General features: G+C 64.2%; 12 protein-coding genes. 5 read left to right on the top strand and 7 right to left on the bottom strand.

What is annotated here, in order from left to right:
* Positions 1–19: 19 nt before the first annotated feature.
* Positions 20–1,279, bottom strand: a complete 1,260-nt coding sequence (locus HX613_RS14610) for a class I SAM-dependent methyltransferase (RefSeq protein WP_235345978.1) — start codon at positions 1,277–1,279, stop codon at positions 20–22.
* 120 nt (positions 1,280–1,399) lie between these two features.
* Here HX613_RS14610 and rsmA point away from each other — a divergent pair, with 120 nt between their 5' ends.
* From rsmA to HX613_RS14595, 3 genes are read left to right on the top strand one after another with little or no spacing between them, the layout of a single operon-like run.
* A complete protein-coding gene (gene rsmA / locus HX613_RS14605; protein WP_235345977.1) occupies positions 1,400–2,332 on the top strand; it encodes a 16S rRNA (adenine(1518)-N(6)/adenine(1519)-N(6))-dimethyltransferase RsmA in 933 nt (310 codons plus the stop codon).
* Positions 2,329–3,276 (top strand): 4-(cytidine 5'-diphospho)-2-C-methyl-D-erythritol kinase, encoded by a 948-nt coding sequence (locus tag HX613_RS14600; RefSeq protein WP_235345976.1) that lies wholly within the window; start codon positions 2,329–2,331, stop codon positions 3,274–3,276. Before rsmA ends, HX613_RS14600 begins: the two co-directional genes overlap by 4 nt.
* Positions 3,276–4,004: a FadR/GntR family transcriptional regulator gene (locus HX613_RS14595; protein ID WP_235345975.1), complete on the top strand. Its 729-nt coding sequence runs from the start codon at positions 3,276–3,278 to the stop codon at positions 4,002–4,004. The genes HX613_RS14600 and HX613_RS14595 overlap by 1 nt, the downstream gene beginning before the upstream one ends.
* A 66-nt stretch (positions 4,005–4,070) precedes the next feature.
* Here HX613_RS14595 and HX613_RS14590 read toward each other — a convergent pair whose 3' ends face one another.
* Complete coding sequence (locus tag HX613_RS14590) at positions 4,071–5,474, bottom strand: GntP family permease (protein WP_235345974.1); 1,404 nt, start codon at positions 5,472–5,474, stop codon at positions 4,071–4,073.
* A 51-nt stretch (positions 5,475–5,525) separates the two neighbouring features.
* The gene (locus HX613_RS14585) at positions 5,526–6,023 is read right to left on the bottom strand and encodes a gluconokinase (protein WP_235345973.1); all 498 of its coding nucleotides are present in this window, start codon (positions 6,021–6,023) and stop codon (positions 5,526–5,528) included.
* Positions 6,024–6,199: 176 nt separating this feature from the next.
* Here HX613_RS14585 and gndA point away from each other — a divergent pair, with 176 nt between their 5' ends.
* On the top strand, positions 6,200–7,786 hold the full coding sequence (gndA, locus tag HX613_RS14580) for an NADP-dependent phosphogluconate dehydrogenase (RefSeq protein WP_235345972.1): 1,587 nt from the start codon (positions 6,200–6,202) through the stop codon (positions 7,784–7,786).
* 99 nt (positions 7,787–7,885) lie between these two features.
* Complete coding sequence (locus HX613_RS14575; protein WP_235345971.1) at positions 7,886–9,028, top strand: alanine--glyoxylate aminotransferase family protein; 1,143 nt, start codon at positions 7,886–7,888, stop codon at positions 9,026–9,028.
* Between the two features lie 315 nt (positions 9,029–9,343).
* Here the strand turns inward: HX613_RS14575 and HX613_RS14570 are convergent, their stop codons facing one another.
* From HX613_RS14570 to HX613_RS14555, 4 genes are all read right to left on the bottom strand, one after another.
* Positions 9,344–10,393: a homocysteine S-methyltransferase family protein gene (locus HX613_RS14570; protein WP_235345970.1), complete on the bottom strand. Its 1,050-nt coding sequence runs from the start codon at positions 10,391–10,393 to the stop codon at positions 9,344–9,346.
* A 223-nt stretch (positions 10,394–10,616) separates the two neighbouring features.
* Positions 10,617–11,648 (bottom strand): acyltransferase family protein, encoded by a 1,032-nt coding sequence (locus HX613_RS14565; RefSeq protein ID WP_235345969.1) that lies wholly within the window; start codon positions 11,646–11,648, stop codon positions 10,617–10,619.
* Positions 11,649–11,744: 96 nt separating this feature from the next.
* A complete protein-coding gene (locus tag HX613_RS14560) occupies positions 11,745–12,089 on the bottom strand; it encodes a TraR/DksA family transcriptional regulator (RefSeq protein ID WP_235345968.1) in 345 nt (114 codons plus the stop codon).
* A gap of 22 nt (positions 12,090–12,111) precedes the next feature.
* Positions 12,112–13,941 (bottom strand): ABC-F family ATP-binding cassette domain-containing protein, encoded by a 1,830-nt coding sequence (locus HX613_RS14555; RefSeq protein WP_235345967.1) that lies wholly within the window; start codon positions 13,939–13,941, stop codon positions 12,112–12,114.
* Between the last annotated feature and the right edge of the window lie 148 nt (positions 13,942–14,089).

Raw genomic sequence — 14,089 nt, 5'->3', positions numbered from 1 at the left:
TCAGCAGGGTTGGGACGGTTCAGCAGGGTTGGGTCAGGAGGACGACATGACGATCGCCCAGGCGGGTGAAGACCAGTGTCGCCTTGTCTCCGGCCGGCAACTTGAGCTGACGCCTGACCTGGTCAGGAACAATATCAGCTCCGCGCTTCTTGATCACGACCGAGCCGATGCCGCGGCTGATGAGGGCCTTGCGCAGGCTCGGGATCTTCGCCGGCAGCACGTCGGTGACCTCATAGGTGGTGACCCCGGCCGAGGCCGGTCCGCTCGGTTCGACGTCCGTGGTCAGATAGGCGATCTTCGGGTGAACGCGGCGAGCCTGCAAGGGTCCGCACAGGGCGGTGACGAGTCCGGCCCGCACGATCGCGCCGTCGGGTTCGAGGAGGTACCGACCGAGCTCACCGACACCGTCCTCATCGTCGGCGGGAAGATCATCTTCGTGGACGAGGAGTGTGCGCTCGCCCATGACGAGGGCGCTGCGCCCGGGACGCTGCCTGGCCTCGCCGAAGTAGAGGCAGACCTCGACGACTTCGCCGAGGTGGGAGACCCATTGTGCCTCGGCTTCATCGGGGATGAGGCTGTGGTCGAGCGCCGGTCCGAGTTTGACGCCTGCGGCCTTCGCCGCGAGCGCCTTGTCGATGACCCAGGAGAGGGAAGGGGAGAAGTCTTCGGGGTCGAAGATGCGAGCGGTGGAGCCGCTGTTGGTCCCCTTCCCGACTGTGCGGCGGGCCGGGTCGAACCACAGGGCGTCGAACGTGGAGGTGTCGCTGTCTTCGGCGCGGGCGTGCGCGGCGCTGGCATTTGCCAGGTGGCGGAGGTTGAAGGTGGCGATGGCGGCCGTGACCTCGTCTGCGTCGACGGCGGTGACCTGGGCGCCCATCCCAGCGAAGGCGAAGGAGTCGGCGCCGATCCCACAGCCCAGATCCGCGATCGAGGGTGTGGAATCTGCCGCATCAGCACTGTCGTCGGCACCCTCGTCGCCACCGGTGTCCTTGCCCTCGCCGAGGAGGCGGCGGGCGTGATGGGCGGCCACCGGCAGTCGTGTGGCTTGGGCCAGACCGTCACGAGTGAACAGCATGTCCTCGGCGAACGGGCCGAGTTTCTTCACGGCGTCCTTGCGCAGCTGGGCCTGCGTGAGCAGGGCGGCGGTCACCTCGGCGGAATAGCCTTCCTTGCGCAGCGCCGATGATCGGGCGAGCTCATCGGCAGGCAGGTCCTCGATCCGGTCGAGCCGGTCGAGGACGGAGACATCGAGGAGTTCGGTGAGTGTCTGCGGATCCATACCGTTCACCCTATCGTCCCGGCGTCAGCCCTCTGACTGCGATGTTGCAGGAGCATAAGGAAATGGCGTCAGGAGTGTTCGGTGATTGTGCCTGGGAATGAGTGCTGTAAGTTGTTGGCTGTGACGTTATTGACCGCACGCGACATTCGCGAAATCGCCGCCGACATCGGTCTGCGCCCGACTAAGCAGAAGGGGCAGAACTTCGTCATCGACCCCAATACCGTGCGCTCGATCGTCACGTCCGCGAAGCTTCAGGACCACAGCAGCGTCGTCGAGATCGGTCCCGGCCTGGGATCGCTGACGCTGGGTCTGCTGGAAGCCGGACACCATGTCACCGCCGTTGAGATCGACGAGGTCCTGGCCGCCCGCCTGCCTGCGACGGTTGAGAAGTACGGGAAGAGTGCAGAGAAGCACGGGCAGAGAGCAGCGGAGCACGGGCAGGGCGCAGCCGCTGCCGACGAGACCGCGAACTTCGAACTCGTCAATGCCGATGCGCTCAGAGTCACCGATTTGCCCACGGACCCTGACGCTCTGGTCGCGAACCTGCCCTATAACGTTGCGGTCCCGGTGCTGCTGCACTTCCTCGAGATCTTCCCGAGCCTGGAGTCCGTGCTCGTCATGGTCCAACTCGAAGTCGCAGAACGCCTCGCTGCCGGGCCCGGATCACGCACCTACGGTGTGCCCAGCGTCAAGGCCCAGTGGTACGGCGACGTCACTCTGGCCGGACGCATCGGCAAGAACGTGTTCTGGCCGTCCCCGAACATCGACTCCGGACTCGTCCACATCGATGTCACCCGCACCCACCGTGATCCGGAACAGCGACGTCGCCTGTTCGGCGTCGTCGACGCGGCTTTCGCCCAACGTCGTAAGACTCTGCGCGCTGCCCTGGCCACGTGGGCCGGCAGCGCACAGCGAGCAGAAGAGCTGCTGCGTGCTGCAGACATCGATCCCAAGACTCGAGGCGAAGCCCTCAGCGTCGCAGACTTCGAACGACTCGCCGCAGCGGGCGCCGCACAGGGCGAGGCTTCCACAACGGGAAGCGCACAATCATGAGCGCACAGCTGCACTCGTGCCCGAAGACCCTGACACCGGTGAAGGTGCAGGCACCGGGCAAGATCAACGTCCACCTCGCCGTGGGTGAGGCCGGCGATGACGGATACCACGAACTCGCGACGGTGTTCCAGGCCCTCAACCTCAACGAGACCGTGACCCTCGTCCCCGGCGGGAGCTCCTCGATCGTCGTCAGCGGTCGCTACGGAGACGCCGAGGTGCCCCAGGACGAGTCGAACTTCGCACGCAAGGCCATCAACCTCCTCATCGCAGCCCTCGAAGACGAACGCGACGTCGACGTCCTGCGCGAGCTCGACATCGTCATCGACAAACAGGTCCCCGTCGCCGGCGGCATGGGCGGGGGGTCGGCCGACGCGGCCGCAGCACTGTGCGGTGCCGCCCACCTCGTCGGGGGAGTCGACGAGTCGCTCCTCCACGACTGCGCGGTCGGAGTCGGCGCCGATGTCGCCTTCCTCCTCCACGGAGGAACAGCCATCGGCCACGGACGTGGCGAGAAACTCACCCCCGTCCTCACCCGCGGATCATTCCACTGGGTCATGGCCACCTCGGCGGGGCAGCTGTCGACACCAGCGATGTACTCACGATTCGACGAACTCACCCCGAACCCCGAACCAGCGGTCGTGCCCGCCGAGGTGCTCACGGCGCTCGCCGCCGGCGACCCGGACACTCTGGCCACAGCGGCCGCCAACGACCTCACCGATGCCGCGATATCGGCCATGCCCGAACTCGCCGAGGTGATGGAGGCGGGGCGTGCAGCCGGTGCCCTCCTGCCCCTGCTCAGCGGCTCAGGCCCGACGATCGGTTTCCTCGCCCGCGACGCACATCACGCCCTTGACCTCGCGGTCCTGCTCCAGGCCACCCGCGGAGTCAAGGAAGCGCTGCGGACCACGGGACCTGCCCCCGGCGCCCACATCATCGAGCACTGATGGCCGAAGCGAAGGATAGCGGCAACCTCCACGAAAGTCTTCTCAATTCGATCGGCACTGACATCGTCACCGGTGACCTGGAAGCGGGAACGGTCGTCCGGGCCGAGGAGCTGCGTGTGAGGTACGAAGTCTCGCTCTCGGTGGTGCGCGAAGTGGTGCGTGTTCTGGAGTCCCTGGGGATGGTCAAGCCGATCCGCCGCTTGGGGCTGGTGATTCTGTCCATGCGGGAATGGACCATACTCGACCCTCTGGTGGTGCGGTGGCGAATGGCCGCAACCCCGGCAGTCCAACTGCGTTCCCTGACCGAACTGAGAGTCGCGATCGAACCTCAGGCGGCACACTTGGCCGCCGTCCATGCCTCGGCCGAGGCGGCCGAGGAGATCATGGGATTGGCCGCCAGAATGCGCACCAGCGGACGCAAGGGCGATGTTGAGGCGGTGCTGGAGGTCGATATCGCCTATCATCGGGCAGTTCTGAGGGCCGGCGGCAACGAACTCTTCGCTTCCTTCGACTCGGTCGTCGCCGAGATCCTGCGCGGTCGAACGCACGCCGGGCTGATGCCGAAGTTTCCCCATCCAGAGGCGCTGCAATGGCACTTCGACGTCGCCGATGCCATCGGCAATGGGGACCCCGATCGTGCTCATGCCGCGATGACGAAGATGATGGATGGAGCCTTCGCCGAGATGGAAGATGCCTGGGCGGGCCAGCCGCGCCTCAAGACGGACTGACGGGTCTCCGGACAGGCTAGGCTGAACGACTCTCAGGACAGGCTGACGACCCTCAGGACTGGCTGGTCAGAACGCGCTGACGACACCGTAGAGGGCGAGGCTGAGGGCGAAGCCGACCAGACCGAGGATGGTCTGAGCCACGGTCCAGGTCTTCAGAGTGGTCTTCGTGTCCATGCCGAAGAACCGGGAGACCAGCCAGAAGCCCGAATCGTTGACGTGGCTGGCGACCACGGAGCCTGCGGCCAGGGACAGCACGATGGCCACGACCTGCAGGCTCGAGAAGTCCGGGTTGCCGACGACGACCGGCTGCATGAGTGCCGCCGCAGTTGTGAGCGCGACCGTGGCTGAACCTTGGGCGATGCGCACGATCGCGGCGATGACGAATCCGGCCACGATGACCGGCAGACCCAGGGCTGCCAGGGAATCGGCGATGGAGTCACCGATCCCGCTGGTTCGCAGCACACCGCCGAACATGCCGCCGGCTCCGGTGATGAGGATGATCGAGCAGACTGGGCCCAGAGCCGAGTCGACGATGTTCTCGACCATGCTTCTGCCCTTCTTCTTCCTCCACCCCAGCAGCCACATGGCCGCCACTACCGTGATGAGCAGGGCGATCGGAGTCTCACCGAGCATGCGCAGCGAAGTGACCAGAGTGGACTCGGCGTCGACCCAGCCGGCCTCACCGGCGAAGTCGAGGCCGGTGTTGAGGAAGATGAGCACAAGCGGCAGGGCAAGCAGGACGAGAACCGTTGAGAGTTTGGGTGAGGACCTGAAGTCGGCGAACTCCTCGGCTGGATCGTGGGCCAGGAGCGAGGGAACCGAGACCTCGATTCGCTTGCCGATGAAGAGCCCGAACAGATACCCGCACAGGTACCAGGCCGGCACGGCGATGATCAGGCCGCAGATGAGGACGAGTCCGACGTTCGCGCCCAGAAGTCCGGATGCGGCCACAGGCCCGGGATGCGGAGGGACGAAGATGTGCATGGCCGAGAACGCGATCGCCGATGGCATGGCGTAGAGAAGCAGAGATCCGCCGAGGCGTTTGGCCACCGTGAAGATGATCGGCAGCATGACGACCAGACCGGCATCGAAGAAGATCGGGAAGCCGAACAGCAGCGAGGTCAGGCCCAAAGCCAGGGGCGCCCGCTTCTCTCCGAAAGCCTTGATGAGCGCATCCGTGAGCACCTGTGCCCCACCCGAGAGTTCAAGCATCCTCCCGAGCATGGCACCGAGCCCCACGAGGAGTGCGACGCTGGCAAGGGTGGACCCGAAGCCGTCGTACATGACGGGGACCAGATCGCCGGGGGCGATTCCCGCGGCCAGGGCGGTGACCACACTGACCACGACGAGCGCGATGAAGGCGTGAAGCCTGAAGCGGATGATGAGGATGAGCAGCACCGCGATGGCTGCTGCGGCGATGCCGAGCAGGGCCGGGGCCGACAGCGTCCAGTTGAGTTCGATCTCGGTCACAATTTCCTCTTCCTTGAGGTTCGGTCGTGGTCAGGTGGCGTTGGGCAGTGGTCAGGTGGTGTGGGGGAGACGCTCGATGATGTATCGACTCACCTCGGCGGGGGAGAGATCGATGGGAGCGAGGAAATGTGCTTCCTCGACGGTGAGCGGTTCCAGCGTCTCCAGCTGGGAGTCGACAAGCGTTGGTGACATGAATTCGTGTGAACGCCGTGCGAGATGCTCGACGATGATCTCGCGGTTCCCGGTGAGATGGACGAAGAAGGTTGCTGGTGCCTGTGCCCTCAGGTAGTCGCGATAGCTGCGTCGCAGCGCGGAACAGGCGACGATGGGAGGTGGAGTCGAGGTCAGCTCACTGGCCACGGACTGCAGCCACGGCCACCGGTCCTCATCGTCGAGGGGGACTCCAGCACGCATCTTGGACTTGTTGTCCTGGCTGTGGAGATCGTCGGCGTCGACGAACGCGGCTCCGAGCTCGGCAGCCAAGCGGCGACCGATCAGTGTCTTCCCCGTGCCGGACACCCCCATGATGACAAGCGGGGGAAGATCCATCTCAGTTGGCCTCTCGTAAAAATATGATGACATTGCTAAACTGCACTCATTAAATCAGATTTATAGAAATCTAAATGAGACGGGTGAAACTGTCAACCGCTGCGAGAACCTGTCAGCTGCGACAATTCGCCGTAACTGTCAGCCGTGACTAGTAGCCACGAGGAAGAGGATTGGGTATGACCGCGGAAGTGGGCGTGATCGGCACCGGAGTGATGGGCTCGAACCTCGCACGAAACCTCGCACGGAATCTGACTGGCCGAACCGGAGCGCGAGTCGCCATCTACGACCGCGACATCGACCGAGCTCGAGCTCTGGCGGCCGACCATCACGAAGCGGATTTCCTCGTCGCCTCTTCGCCGGCGGATCTGGCCAGCAAGCTGTCGGGCCCGCGCGTAGCGATCCTCATGGTCAATGCTGGCCCGGCCACGGACTCGGCGATAGGCGACCTGCTGCAGGTGTTCGAACCCGGAGACATCATCGTCGACGGCGGAAACTCACTGTTCACGGACACGATCGCCCGCGGCGAGAACGCGGCCAAGGCCGGCATCGAGTTCGTCGGGGTCGGCATCTCCGGGGGAGAGGTCGGTGCGCTTGAGGGGCCATCGATGATGGTCGGCGGCACCGAATCCGCGTGGTCAAGACTGCGGCCCATTCTCGAACCCATCGCCGCGCATGCCGAACCCATCGCCGCTCGTGCCGAACCTATCGCGGCTCGTGCCGAACCCGGCGACGGGCGAAGCGCACAGGCGGACCCGGAATCGTGCATCGCCCATGTGGGCACCGACGGGGCCGGCCACTTCGTCAAGATGATCCACAATGGGATCGAGTACGCTGACATGCAGCTCATTGCTGAGGCCTTCGCACTGCTGAGGAGCAGGCTCGGTCTCACCCCTCCTGAGATCGCGGAGGTCTTCAGAGAATGGAACCGAGGAGATCTCGAGTCCTATCTCATCGAAATCACCGCCGAGGTCCTCGACCACACCGATGCTGCCACAGGCGAGCCGTTCGTCGACATCATCGCCGATTCCGCCGGTGCCAAGGGCACCGGCGGCTGGACGGTGAAGACCGGCCTCGACCTTGGCGTGCCTGTCGCCACCATCGCCGAGGCGGTCTCGGCCAGGTCCCTGTCCGCGGCCTCCGTGCTTCGTTCCTCCGGCGCGGCGTTGGTCGGTCCTTCGACGGTCACCTCGGCGCTCGAGGAAGCCCGCGAATCGGCGCTCGAGGAAGCCCGCGAATCGGCGCTCGACGATGCCCCCACCTCGGCGCCGGTCGACCGTGACACGGTCATCGAGACCGTGCGGAAAGCGCTGTTCACGGGAAAGATCCTCGCCTACGTGCAGGGCTTCCACGAGATCGCCGCGGGAGCGCAGGAGCACGGCTGGAACACGGAACTCGGTGAGGTTGCCAGGATCTGGAGGGCGGGTTGCATCATCCGGGCCAGATTCCTCGACCGGATCACGGAGGCCTTCGACGCCGATCCGAATCTGAGCTCACTGCTGGCCGCTCCGTATTTCCGGGATTCGCTCAACTCCGGGCAGCAGGCTCTGCGGGATACGGTCGCCGATGCCGCCTCCTCTGGCGTGCCGATTCCGGCCCTGGCCTCGGCGCTGTCGTATTTCGACGGCATCCGCACCTCGAGGGCATCGGCGGCGCTGGTGCAGGGCCAGCGGGACTTCTTCGGATCCCACACCTACGGGCGCACAGATCGACCGGGAACCTTCCATACACTGTGGTCGGGTGACCGCAGCGAGGTGCAGCTGTGATCGCCGGGGCCTCTGCCGCTGGAACGACTCTTCCGCGGCGACGTCTCTGCAACTGAGCGGCAGTGGCCCAAAATCGCCGAACGTGGCAATGTTGGTGACATGACTCTGCCACATGAAGATATCGATCCAGACGGCCTGCTCGAATACTCGGTGGTCTTCACCGACCGATCACTCAACCACATGTCGGGTCGGTTCGTGTCCGTCATGCAGGACATCAACCGCATCCTGCGCGAGGCCTACGACGCCCACAGCGTCGCCATCGTCCCCGGTGGTGGCAGCTATGCCATGGAATCAGTGGCCAGACAGATCGCGACGGGCAAGAAGTGCCTTGTGGTCCGCAACGGCCTGTTCTCCTTCCGCTGGTCACAGATCCTCGACGCAGGATCCATCGCCAGCGAGACGACCGTGCTCAAGGCGTCCCCTCTCAGTGACGAGCACCAGTCGGCCTGGGCTCCTGCCCCCATCGCCGAGGTGGTCGCCGCCATCGAGCGCGAGCGCCCGACCGTCGTGTTCGCTCCTCACATCGAAACCGCCTCCGGCATGCTTCTGCCGGACGACTACGTGCGCCAGGTCAGCGACGCGGTCCACAGCGTGGGGGGTGTCTTCGTCCTCGACTGCATCGCCTCGGGTGCGGTCTGGGCCTCACAGGAGAAGCTGGGCGTCGACGTCCTCATCAGCGCGCCGCAGAAGGGCTGGAGCGGTTCGCCCTGCGCCGGCTATGTCATGCTCAGCGAAGCCGGCCGCGCCGCCGTCGACGAGTCCACTTCGACGAGCTTCGCCATGGACCTGAAGAAGTGGCTGTTCATCGCCGACGAATACGAGGCGGGCCGGGCGCCGTACCACGCGACCATGCCCACCGACTCGCTCGCGCACAATGCCGCCATCATGCTCGAGACGAAGGAACGCGGCTTCGACAAGCTCGCCGCCGCACAGTTCGAACTCGGCGACCGGGTCCGCAAGGTCTTCGCCGATCGCGGGCTGCCTTCGGTTGCGGCACCGGAATTCGCTTCGCCCAGCGTGGTCGTCGTCCACACGGACAACCCGCAGCTGGCCACCGGCGCTCAGTTCAAGGAAGCCGGCGTTCAGATCGCTGCCGGCGTGCCCCTGCAGTGCGACGAGCCCGAGGACTTCTCCACCTTCCGGATCGGCCTGTTCGGCCTCGACAAACTCGACGACATCGACGGCACGATCTCCCGCCTCGAAGCCGCACTCGACTCGGTCGGCGTGACGTCGCAGGGTTGACGCCTGACGCTGAAGCCTCAGGGTTCTGCTGCGGCGGGGTTGACGTCCGCATCGTCAACTTCGCGACGCCGCGAGAGCCTCGCCTCACACTGAGAGCGCCAAAACCTCCCGTTGCACAGGGAAGTTTTGGCGCTCTCAGCGCGCGATGGCCACCGCACCGGGGATACGCTTGTTCCTACCCGCAGCCACCATTCCTACCCGCAGTTTCACTGCACACTCTGAGCACAAAAACGTCCCGTTGCACAGGGGCCTTTTGGTGGTGCAGGTGCGCGGTGCTGCTGACTGGCCCCTCGTCACCGGCATCGACGGTTGGCCTCAGGCGGTGGAGCCGAGCGCGACGACGTTGTCGGCGAGGCGTTCGTTGTCGCCGTACATGAAGTGGTTCTTCATGTTCTCCGAGAACCGGCTGGCATCGGTGGTCAGTCCGACCGCCTCGGCGACCTCACGGATGTGCATCGGAGTCGCGCCGCAGCACACACCGATGTAGTTGACGCCCAGGTCGTAGACTTCCTTCGCGAAGGCACCGATCTCGTAGCGATTCGTCTGCAGCGGATCGAGAGCCGTGGGGAAGGTGCGACCGTGCGGGGAAGCCACCTCGGCGCGGGGGTCGGAGAGGTTGAAGAAGGTGGGCTCATCCTGTGTCGTGCGGTAGGGGATGGGCAGGGCGCCGACGTGACAGGACACTGCCGCGCGGATCTCCTTCAGCCACGGCAGCATCGTCGCGGGTCCGCGGAAGCAGTTGAGGCCGACGACGTCGACGCCCAACTGTTCAAGCTTCTGCGCGGTCTCGACGATGCCGACGCCATCGGCCATCTCCTGGAAGGCCATGGGGGCGAGGGTGAGAACGACGGGCAGCCCGCTGGCCTTGGCGATTTCGGCTGCAGCAATGGCTTCGCCGGCGAAATAGAAGGTCTCACCGATGATGAGATCGGCGCCTTCGTCCACGGCCCAGCCCACCATCTCGGTGAACATGGCACGGACCTCGGCCTGGCGATCGGTGCTCTCGGGATCCCAGATGTTGGAGTTCGAGATGTTTCCGGCCATGAAGTTGCCGGGCTTGGCATCTGCAACGCTGCGGGCGATCTGCAGGGCGGAGCGGTTGAGAGGTTCGAGCAGATCCTCCTTGCCGATGACCCGCATCTTCTCGCGGTGTCCGTTGTAGGTGAAGGCCTCGACGATGTCCGAACCGGCACGTTGGAAATCCACGTGCAGGGACCGCAGAGCATCGGGGAACTCGAGGGCGACCTCGGGCACGAATTCTCCGGCGGACAGGTAGCCGCGCTTCTCGAGTTCGAACAGGAACCCCTCAGCGCAGATCACTGGTCCGGCATCGAGGCGTTGGGTCAACGGGTTGGACTGAGTCATGAGTGCTCTCCGTACGGAAGGTAGAGGACAGGCGGTTGAGCTCGCTCAGGTTGATGGCCCGAACTCTACGCATACAACCATCTTTGGAAAAGTTACCGACGTCACATTGACATAATTCAGTCATATGACGGTCGGAGTCATTTTCAGCGACTCCGAGGTTCTCGCCAGACTAGAGGATTCGTTCCGTTAGGGGAAGAGCGTGGGAAGAAGCCTTTTCCTAGCCTCAGCCGGAGGTTCTATCCGAGTGTCTGCCGGGCTTCGGACGCAATGGTGCAAACGGTGCGAGCAGCAATCGAGTCACGGTGGAGGAATACCAGCGCAGTGCCTTCTCGAACGGTGCCCACGACAGCACATATGTGGTCAGAAGTGCCACTGCGAGGCAGAGGACGAAGATCAGCGGGGCGCTGATCACGTCCTCGATGTCACCGAGGAAAGGTTGGAGACCGCGGACGACGAACCCGTGGAGGACATATACAGCCAGGCTGTTCCGGCCGATCTTCGCGATGATGGTGTCTTTGTCGCCGACCCACATGAGCAGCGCCAATGTCATGAGCAGCGCGCCGATGTCGACGATGAGGCGGATGCCGACGCCCTCGGGAATGCTGACTTCGAAGTGGGCGAAGTTGAGGCTGCCGTAGAACCACTTGTAGTAGACCTCATCGAGGTAGAAGTAGCCGATCGCGCCGAAGGCCGTCGCCGTGAAGAACAGCTTCTGCCAGATGCGCAGGCTGCCGGCCCAGTTGAGAATCTGCTTGCCGTAGAGCTTGCCGATGACGAAGAAGGGCCAGAAGATCATGGACCGTGACGCCGAGAGCTCCGTGTCGAGGATCGGCAGAATGCCGCCGAAGAGTCCCACCACTACCGAGGTGACAAGGAGCGTTCGAGGGAATCGCTCGATGAACGGCACGGTGATGATCCAGCACGCCATCGACAGCAGGAACCATGTGTACCAGAACGGGGTGAGGAAACTGTAGTCGGGATTGAGGTCGAAGACCCACATCCATCCCCACATCAGGGGCAGCACGGTGAACAGCAGGACCAGGAAGGTCAGGACACGTTCGGGCAGCTTCGTCGACTTCGCTGTGATGCCGGCCAGGAAGACGAAGGCCGGCATGTGGAACGAATAGATGAGGTACATCGGCGCACGAAGGACATCGTCACCCCACGGTGATGTCCTGGCCAGCAGGTGGCCGAGGACGACAGTGAAGATGAGGATGCCTTTGGCACGGTCCAGTCGGTGATCTCGTATGGGCACCACGCCACGATAGCGCGCTGGGCCACGAAACCTAAAGATTTCATACCGCTCCAAGCGAGGAACCAGGGGGTGTTCAGCTTGAAAGACGTCTTCTCTTCAGCTTGCGCAGGCGACGCAGGTCGGCGCGTAGGGCCGAATCTCTAACCGCACCTCGGGGATGGGGTTTCCGCAGTTCGTGCAGATTCCGAAGGTGCCGCGCTCAAGCCTCTGCTCCGCCTCGGCGATGGCGAGCAGGCGCTCCTCGGACTGGCGCAGCAAGGTGTCCGCCTGTGATCGTTCGAAGGCGAGAGTCGATCCCTCGGGGTCGTGCTCGTCGTCGCTGTTGTCGCCCTCGCGTGCGGCCGTCAGATCCTTGATATCCGAGGACAGTGTGGCGATGAGCCGCCTGGTCGCGGCATCTTCTGCATGCAGAAGCTCCCGCACTCGATCCGAATCGGCCATCAGCCCTCCTCGCCGTTCATCGTCAGGCGTCGAGAGCCTCGTTGGCTTCGAGCCAGCGCTCCTCCAACTCGGTCATTTCGTCCTTGAGCTCCTGCAGGGAAGAGGTGAGCTTCTGCAGCCCTTCGAAGTCGGTCTGGTCGTGGTCGGCCATCTCATCGTGGGCACGGGCGATGCGCTTGCTCAGCTTGTCCATACGACGCTCGATCGAAGAGACTTCCTTCTTGGCTGCTCGGGCCTCGGCTCCAGACAGTGCGTCTGCGCCCGAATCAGCCGACGAATTCTCATTGCCGGAGCCGGAGTTCCCTGCACCTCGACCGGTGACAGTTCCCTTCGATCCGCCGGACTTGGCGGCCTCGGCACGCAGCGTCAGATATTCGTCGACGCCGCCGGGCACATGCCGCAGACCGTGATCGAGGATCGCGTATTGCTGATCGGTGACGCGTTCGAGCAGGTACCTATCGTGGGAGACGACGATCAAGGTCGCCGGCCAGGAGTCGAGGAGGTCCTCCATCGCCGCCAACATATCGGAGTCGACGTCGTTGGTCGGCTCATCGAGGATGATGACATTGGGCTCGGACATGAGCAGCATCAAGAGCTGCAGGCGGCGCTTCTGTCCTCCGGAGAGTTCCTTGACTCGGGCCGAGAGGTGCTCTTTGGCGAAGCCGAGGCGCTCCAGCAGCTGTGCCGGAGTGTAGTCCTTGCCTTCGATGTTGAAGCTCGTCTTCGACTCCGACAGCACCTCGCGGACCTTCTGTCCGGCGATGGCGTCGAGTTCCTTGAACTGCTGGTCGAGGACTCCGACCTTCACGGTTTTCCCGCGCTTGACCCTGCCCTCATCCGGTTCGAGTTCACCGGAGATGAGGCTGAGCAGGGTCGACTTGCCGGCACCGTTGGGCCCCAGGATTCCGGTGCGTTCGCCGGGGCCGATGCGCCAGGTGACATTGTCAAGGATCTGCTGATCCCCGAAGCTCAGTGACACATCGAGGAGGTCGACGACGTCCTTACCGAGTCGGGCCGTCGCCATCTTCTTCAGTTCGATCGGATTGCGCACCTCCGGGACATCGGCGATGAGCTGGTTTGCCGCCTCGATCCGGAACTTCGGCTTCGAAGTCCGGGCGGGCGCACCTCGGCGCAGCCATGCCAATTCCTTGCGCATGAGGTTCTGGCGCTTCTGCTCGGTTGCGGCAGCGATCCGGTCGCGTTCGACGCGTTGGAGGACATAGGCGGCGTATCCGCCCTCGAATGGTTCGACGATCTGGTCGTGGACCTCCCACGTCTTGTTGCAGACCTCATCGAGGAACCACCGGTCGTGAGTCACCAGCAGCAGCGCCCCGGAGTTCTTCGACCAGCGGTTCCTGATGTGCTTGGCCAGCCACGAGATGCCGTCGACATCGAGGTGGTTGGTGGGCTCATCGAGGATGAGCAAGTCCCAGTCTTCGATGAGCAGTGCCGCCAGAGCCACTCGTCGGCGCTGGCCTCCGGAGAGGCTGCCGACTGTGGCGTTCCAGTCCAGGTCGGCGATGAGACCGGAGATGATGTCGCGGGCTTTGGAGTCGCGGGCCCATTCGTGGTCGTCCATGTCGCCGACGACGGAATAGCCGACGGTCGCGTCGGAGTCCATGGTGTCGCGTTGGCTGAGCATGCCCAGGCGCATTCCGCCGCGGTAGGTCACGCGGCCGGAATCGGGTTCGATGGTGCCGGCGAGCATGCCCAGCAGGCTGGACTTGCCGTCGCCATTGCGGCCGACGATGCCGATCATGTCTCCGGCGTCGACGCCGAGCGTGACGGAGTCGAAGACGATGCGGGTGGGGTATTCGAGGTGCAGGGCTTCAGCCCCGAGAAGATGTGCCATATCGCCTTCCAGTTTAGTGCACAAGGTGCCTGGGACCAGCATGCGCGGGTACCGAGCAGGCAGCCGGGGGGCCGGAGCGGAAGCTGGTGTCCGTCGCGGTCGAGTGTCGGGGTGGGCTGAAGGCAACATGAAGATATGTTGCGTTTTC

The organism is Brevibacterium sp. UCMA 11754 (assembly GCF_021532275.1).
In the GTDB taxonomy this organism is placed as follows: domain Bacteria; phylum Actinomycetota; class Actinomycetes; order Actinomycetales; family Brevibacteriaceae; genus Brevibacterium.
Note: the sequence above shows the minus strand (reverse complement) of the source record. Positions and strands in the feature narration are given on the sequence as shown.

Coding starts and splice junctions, on each gene's coding strand:
- HX613_RS14610 (WP_235345978.1), bottom strand. CDS start 1,279: ATGGATCCGCAGACACTCACCGAACTCCTCGATGTCTCCGTCCTCGAC.
- HX613_RS14600 (WP_235345976.1), top strand. CDS start 2,329: ATGAGCGCACAGCTGCACTCGTGCCCGAAGACCCTGACACCGGTGAAG.
- HX613_RS14595 (WP_235345975.1), top strand. CDS start 3,276: ATGGCCGAAGCGAAGGATAGCGGCAACCTCCACGAAAGTCTTCTCAAT.
- HX613_RS14585 (WP_235345973.1), bottom strand. CDS start 6,023: ATGGATCTTCCCCCGCTTGTCATCATGGGGGTGTCCGGCACGGGGAAG.
- gndA (WP_235345972.1), top strand. CDS start 6,200: ATGACCGCGGAAGTGGGCGTGATCGGCACCGGAGTGATGGGCTCGAAC.
- HX613_RS14575 (WP_235345971.1), top strand. CDS start 7,886: ATGACTCTGCCACATGAAGATATCGATCCAGACGGCCTGCTCGAATAC.
- HX613_RS14570 (WP_235345970.1), bottom strand. CDS start 10,393: ATGACTCAGTCCAACCCGTTGACCCAACGCCTCGATGCCGGACCAGTG.
- HX613_RS14560 (WP_235345968.1), bottom strand. CDS start 12,089: ATGGCCGATTCGGATCGAGTGCGGGAGCTTCTGCATGCAGAAGATGCC.
- HX613_RS14555 (WP_235345967.1), bottom strand. CDS start 13,941: ATGGCACATCTTCTCGGGGCTGAAGCCCTGCACCTCGAATACCCCACC.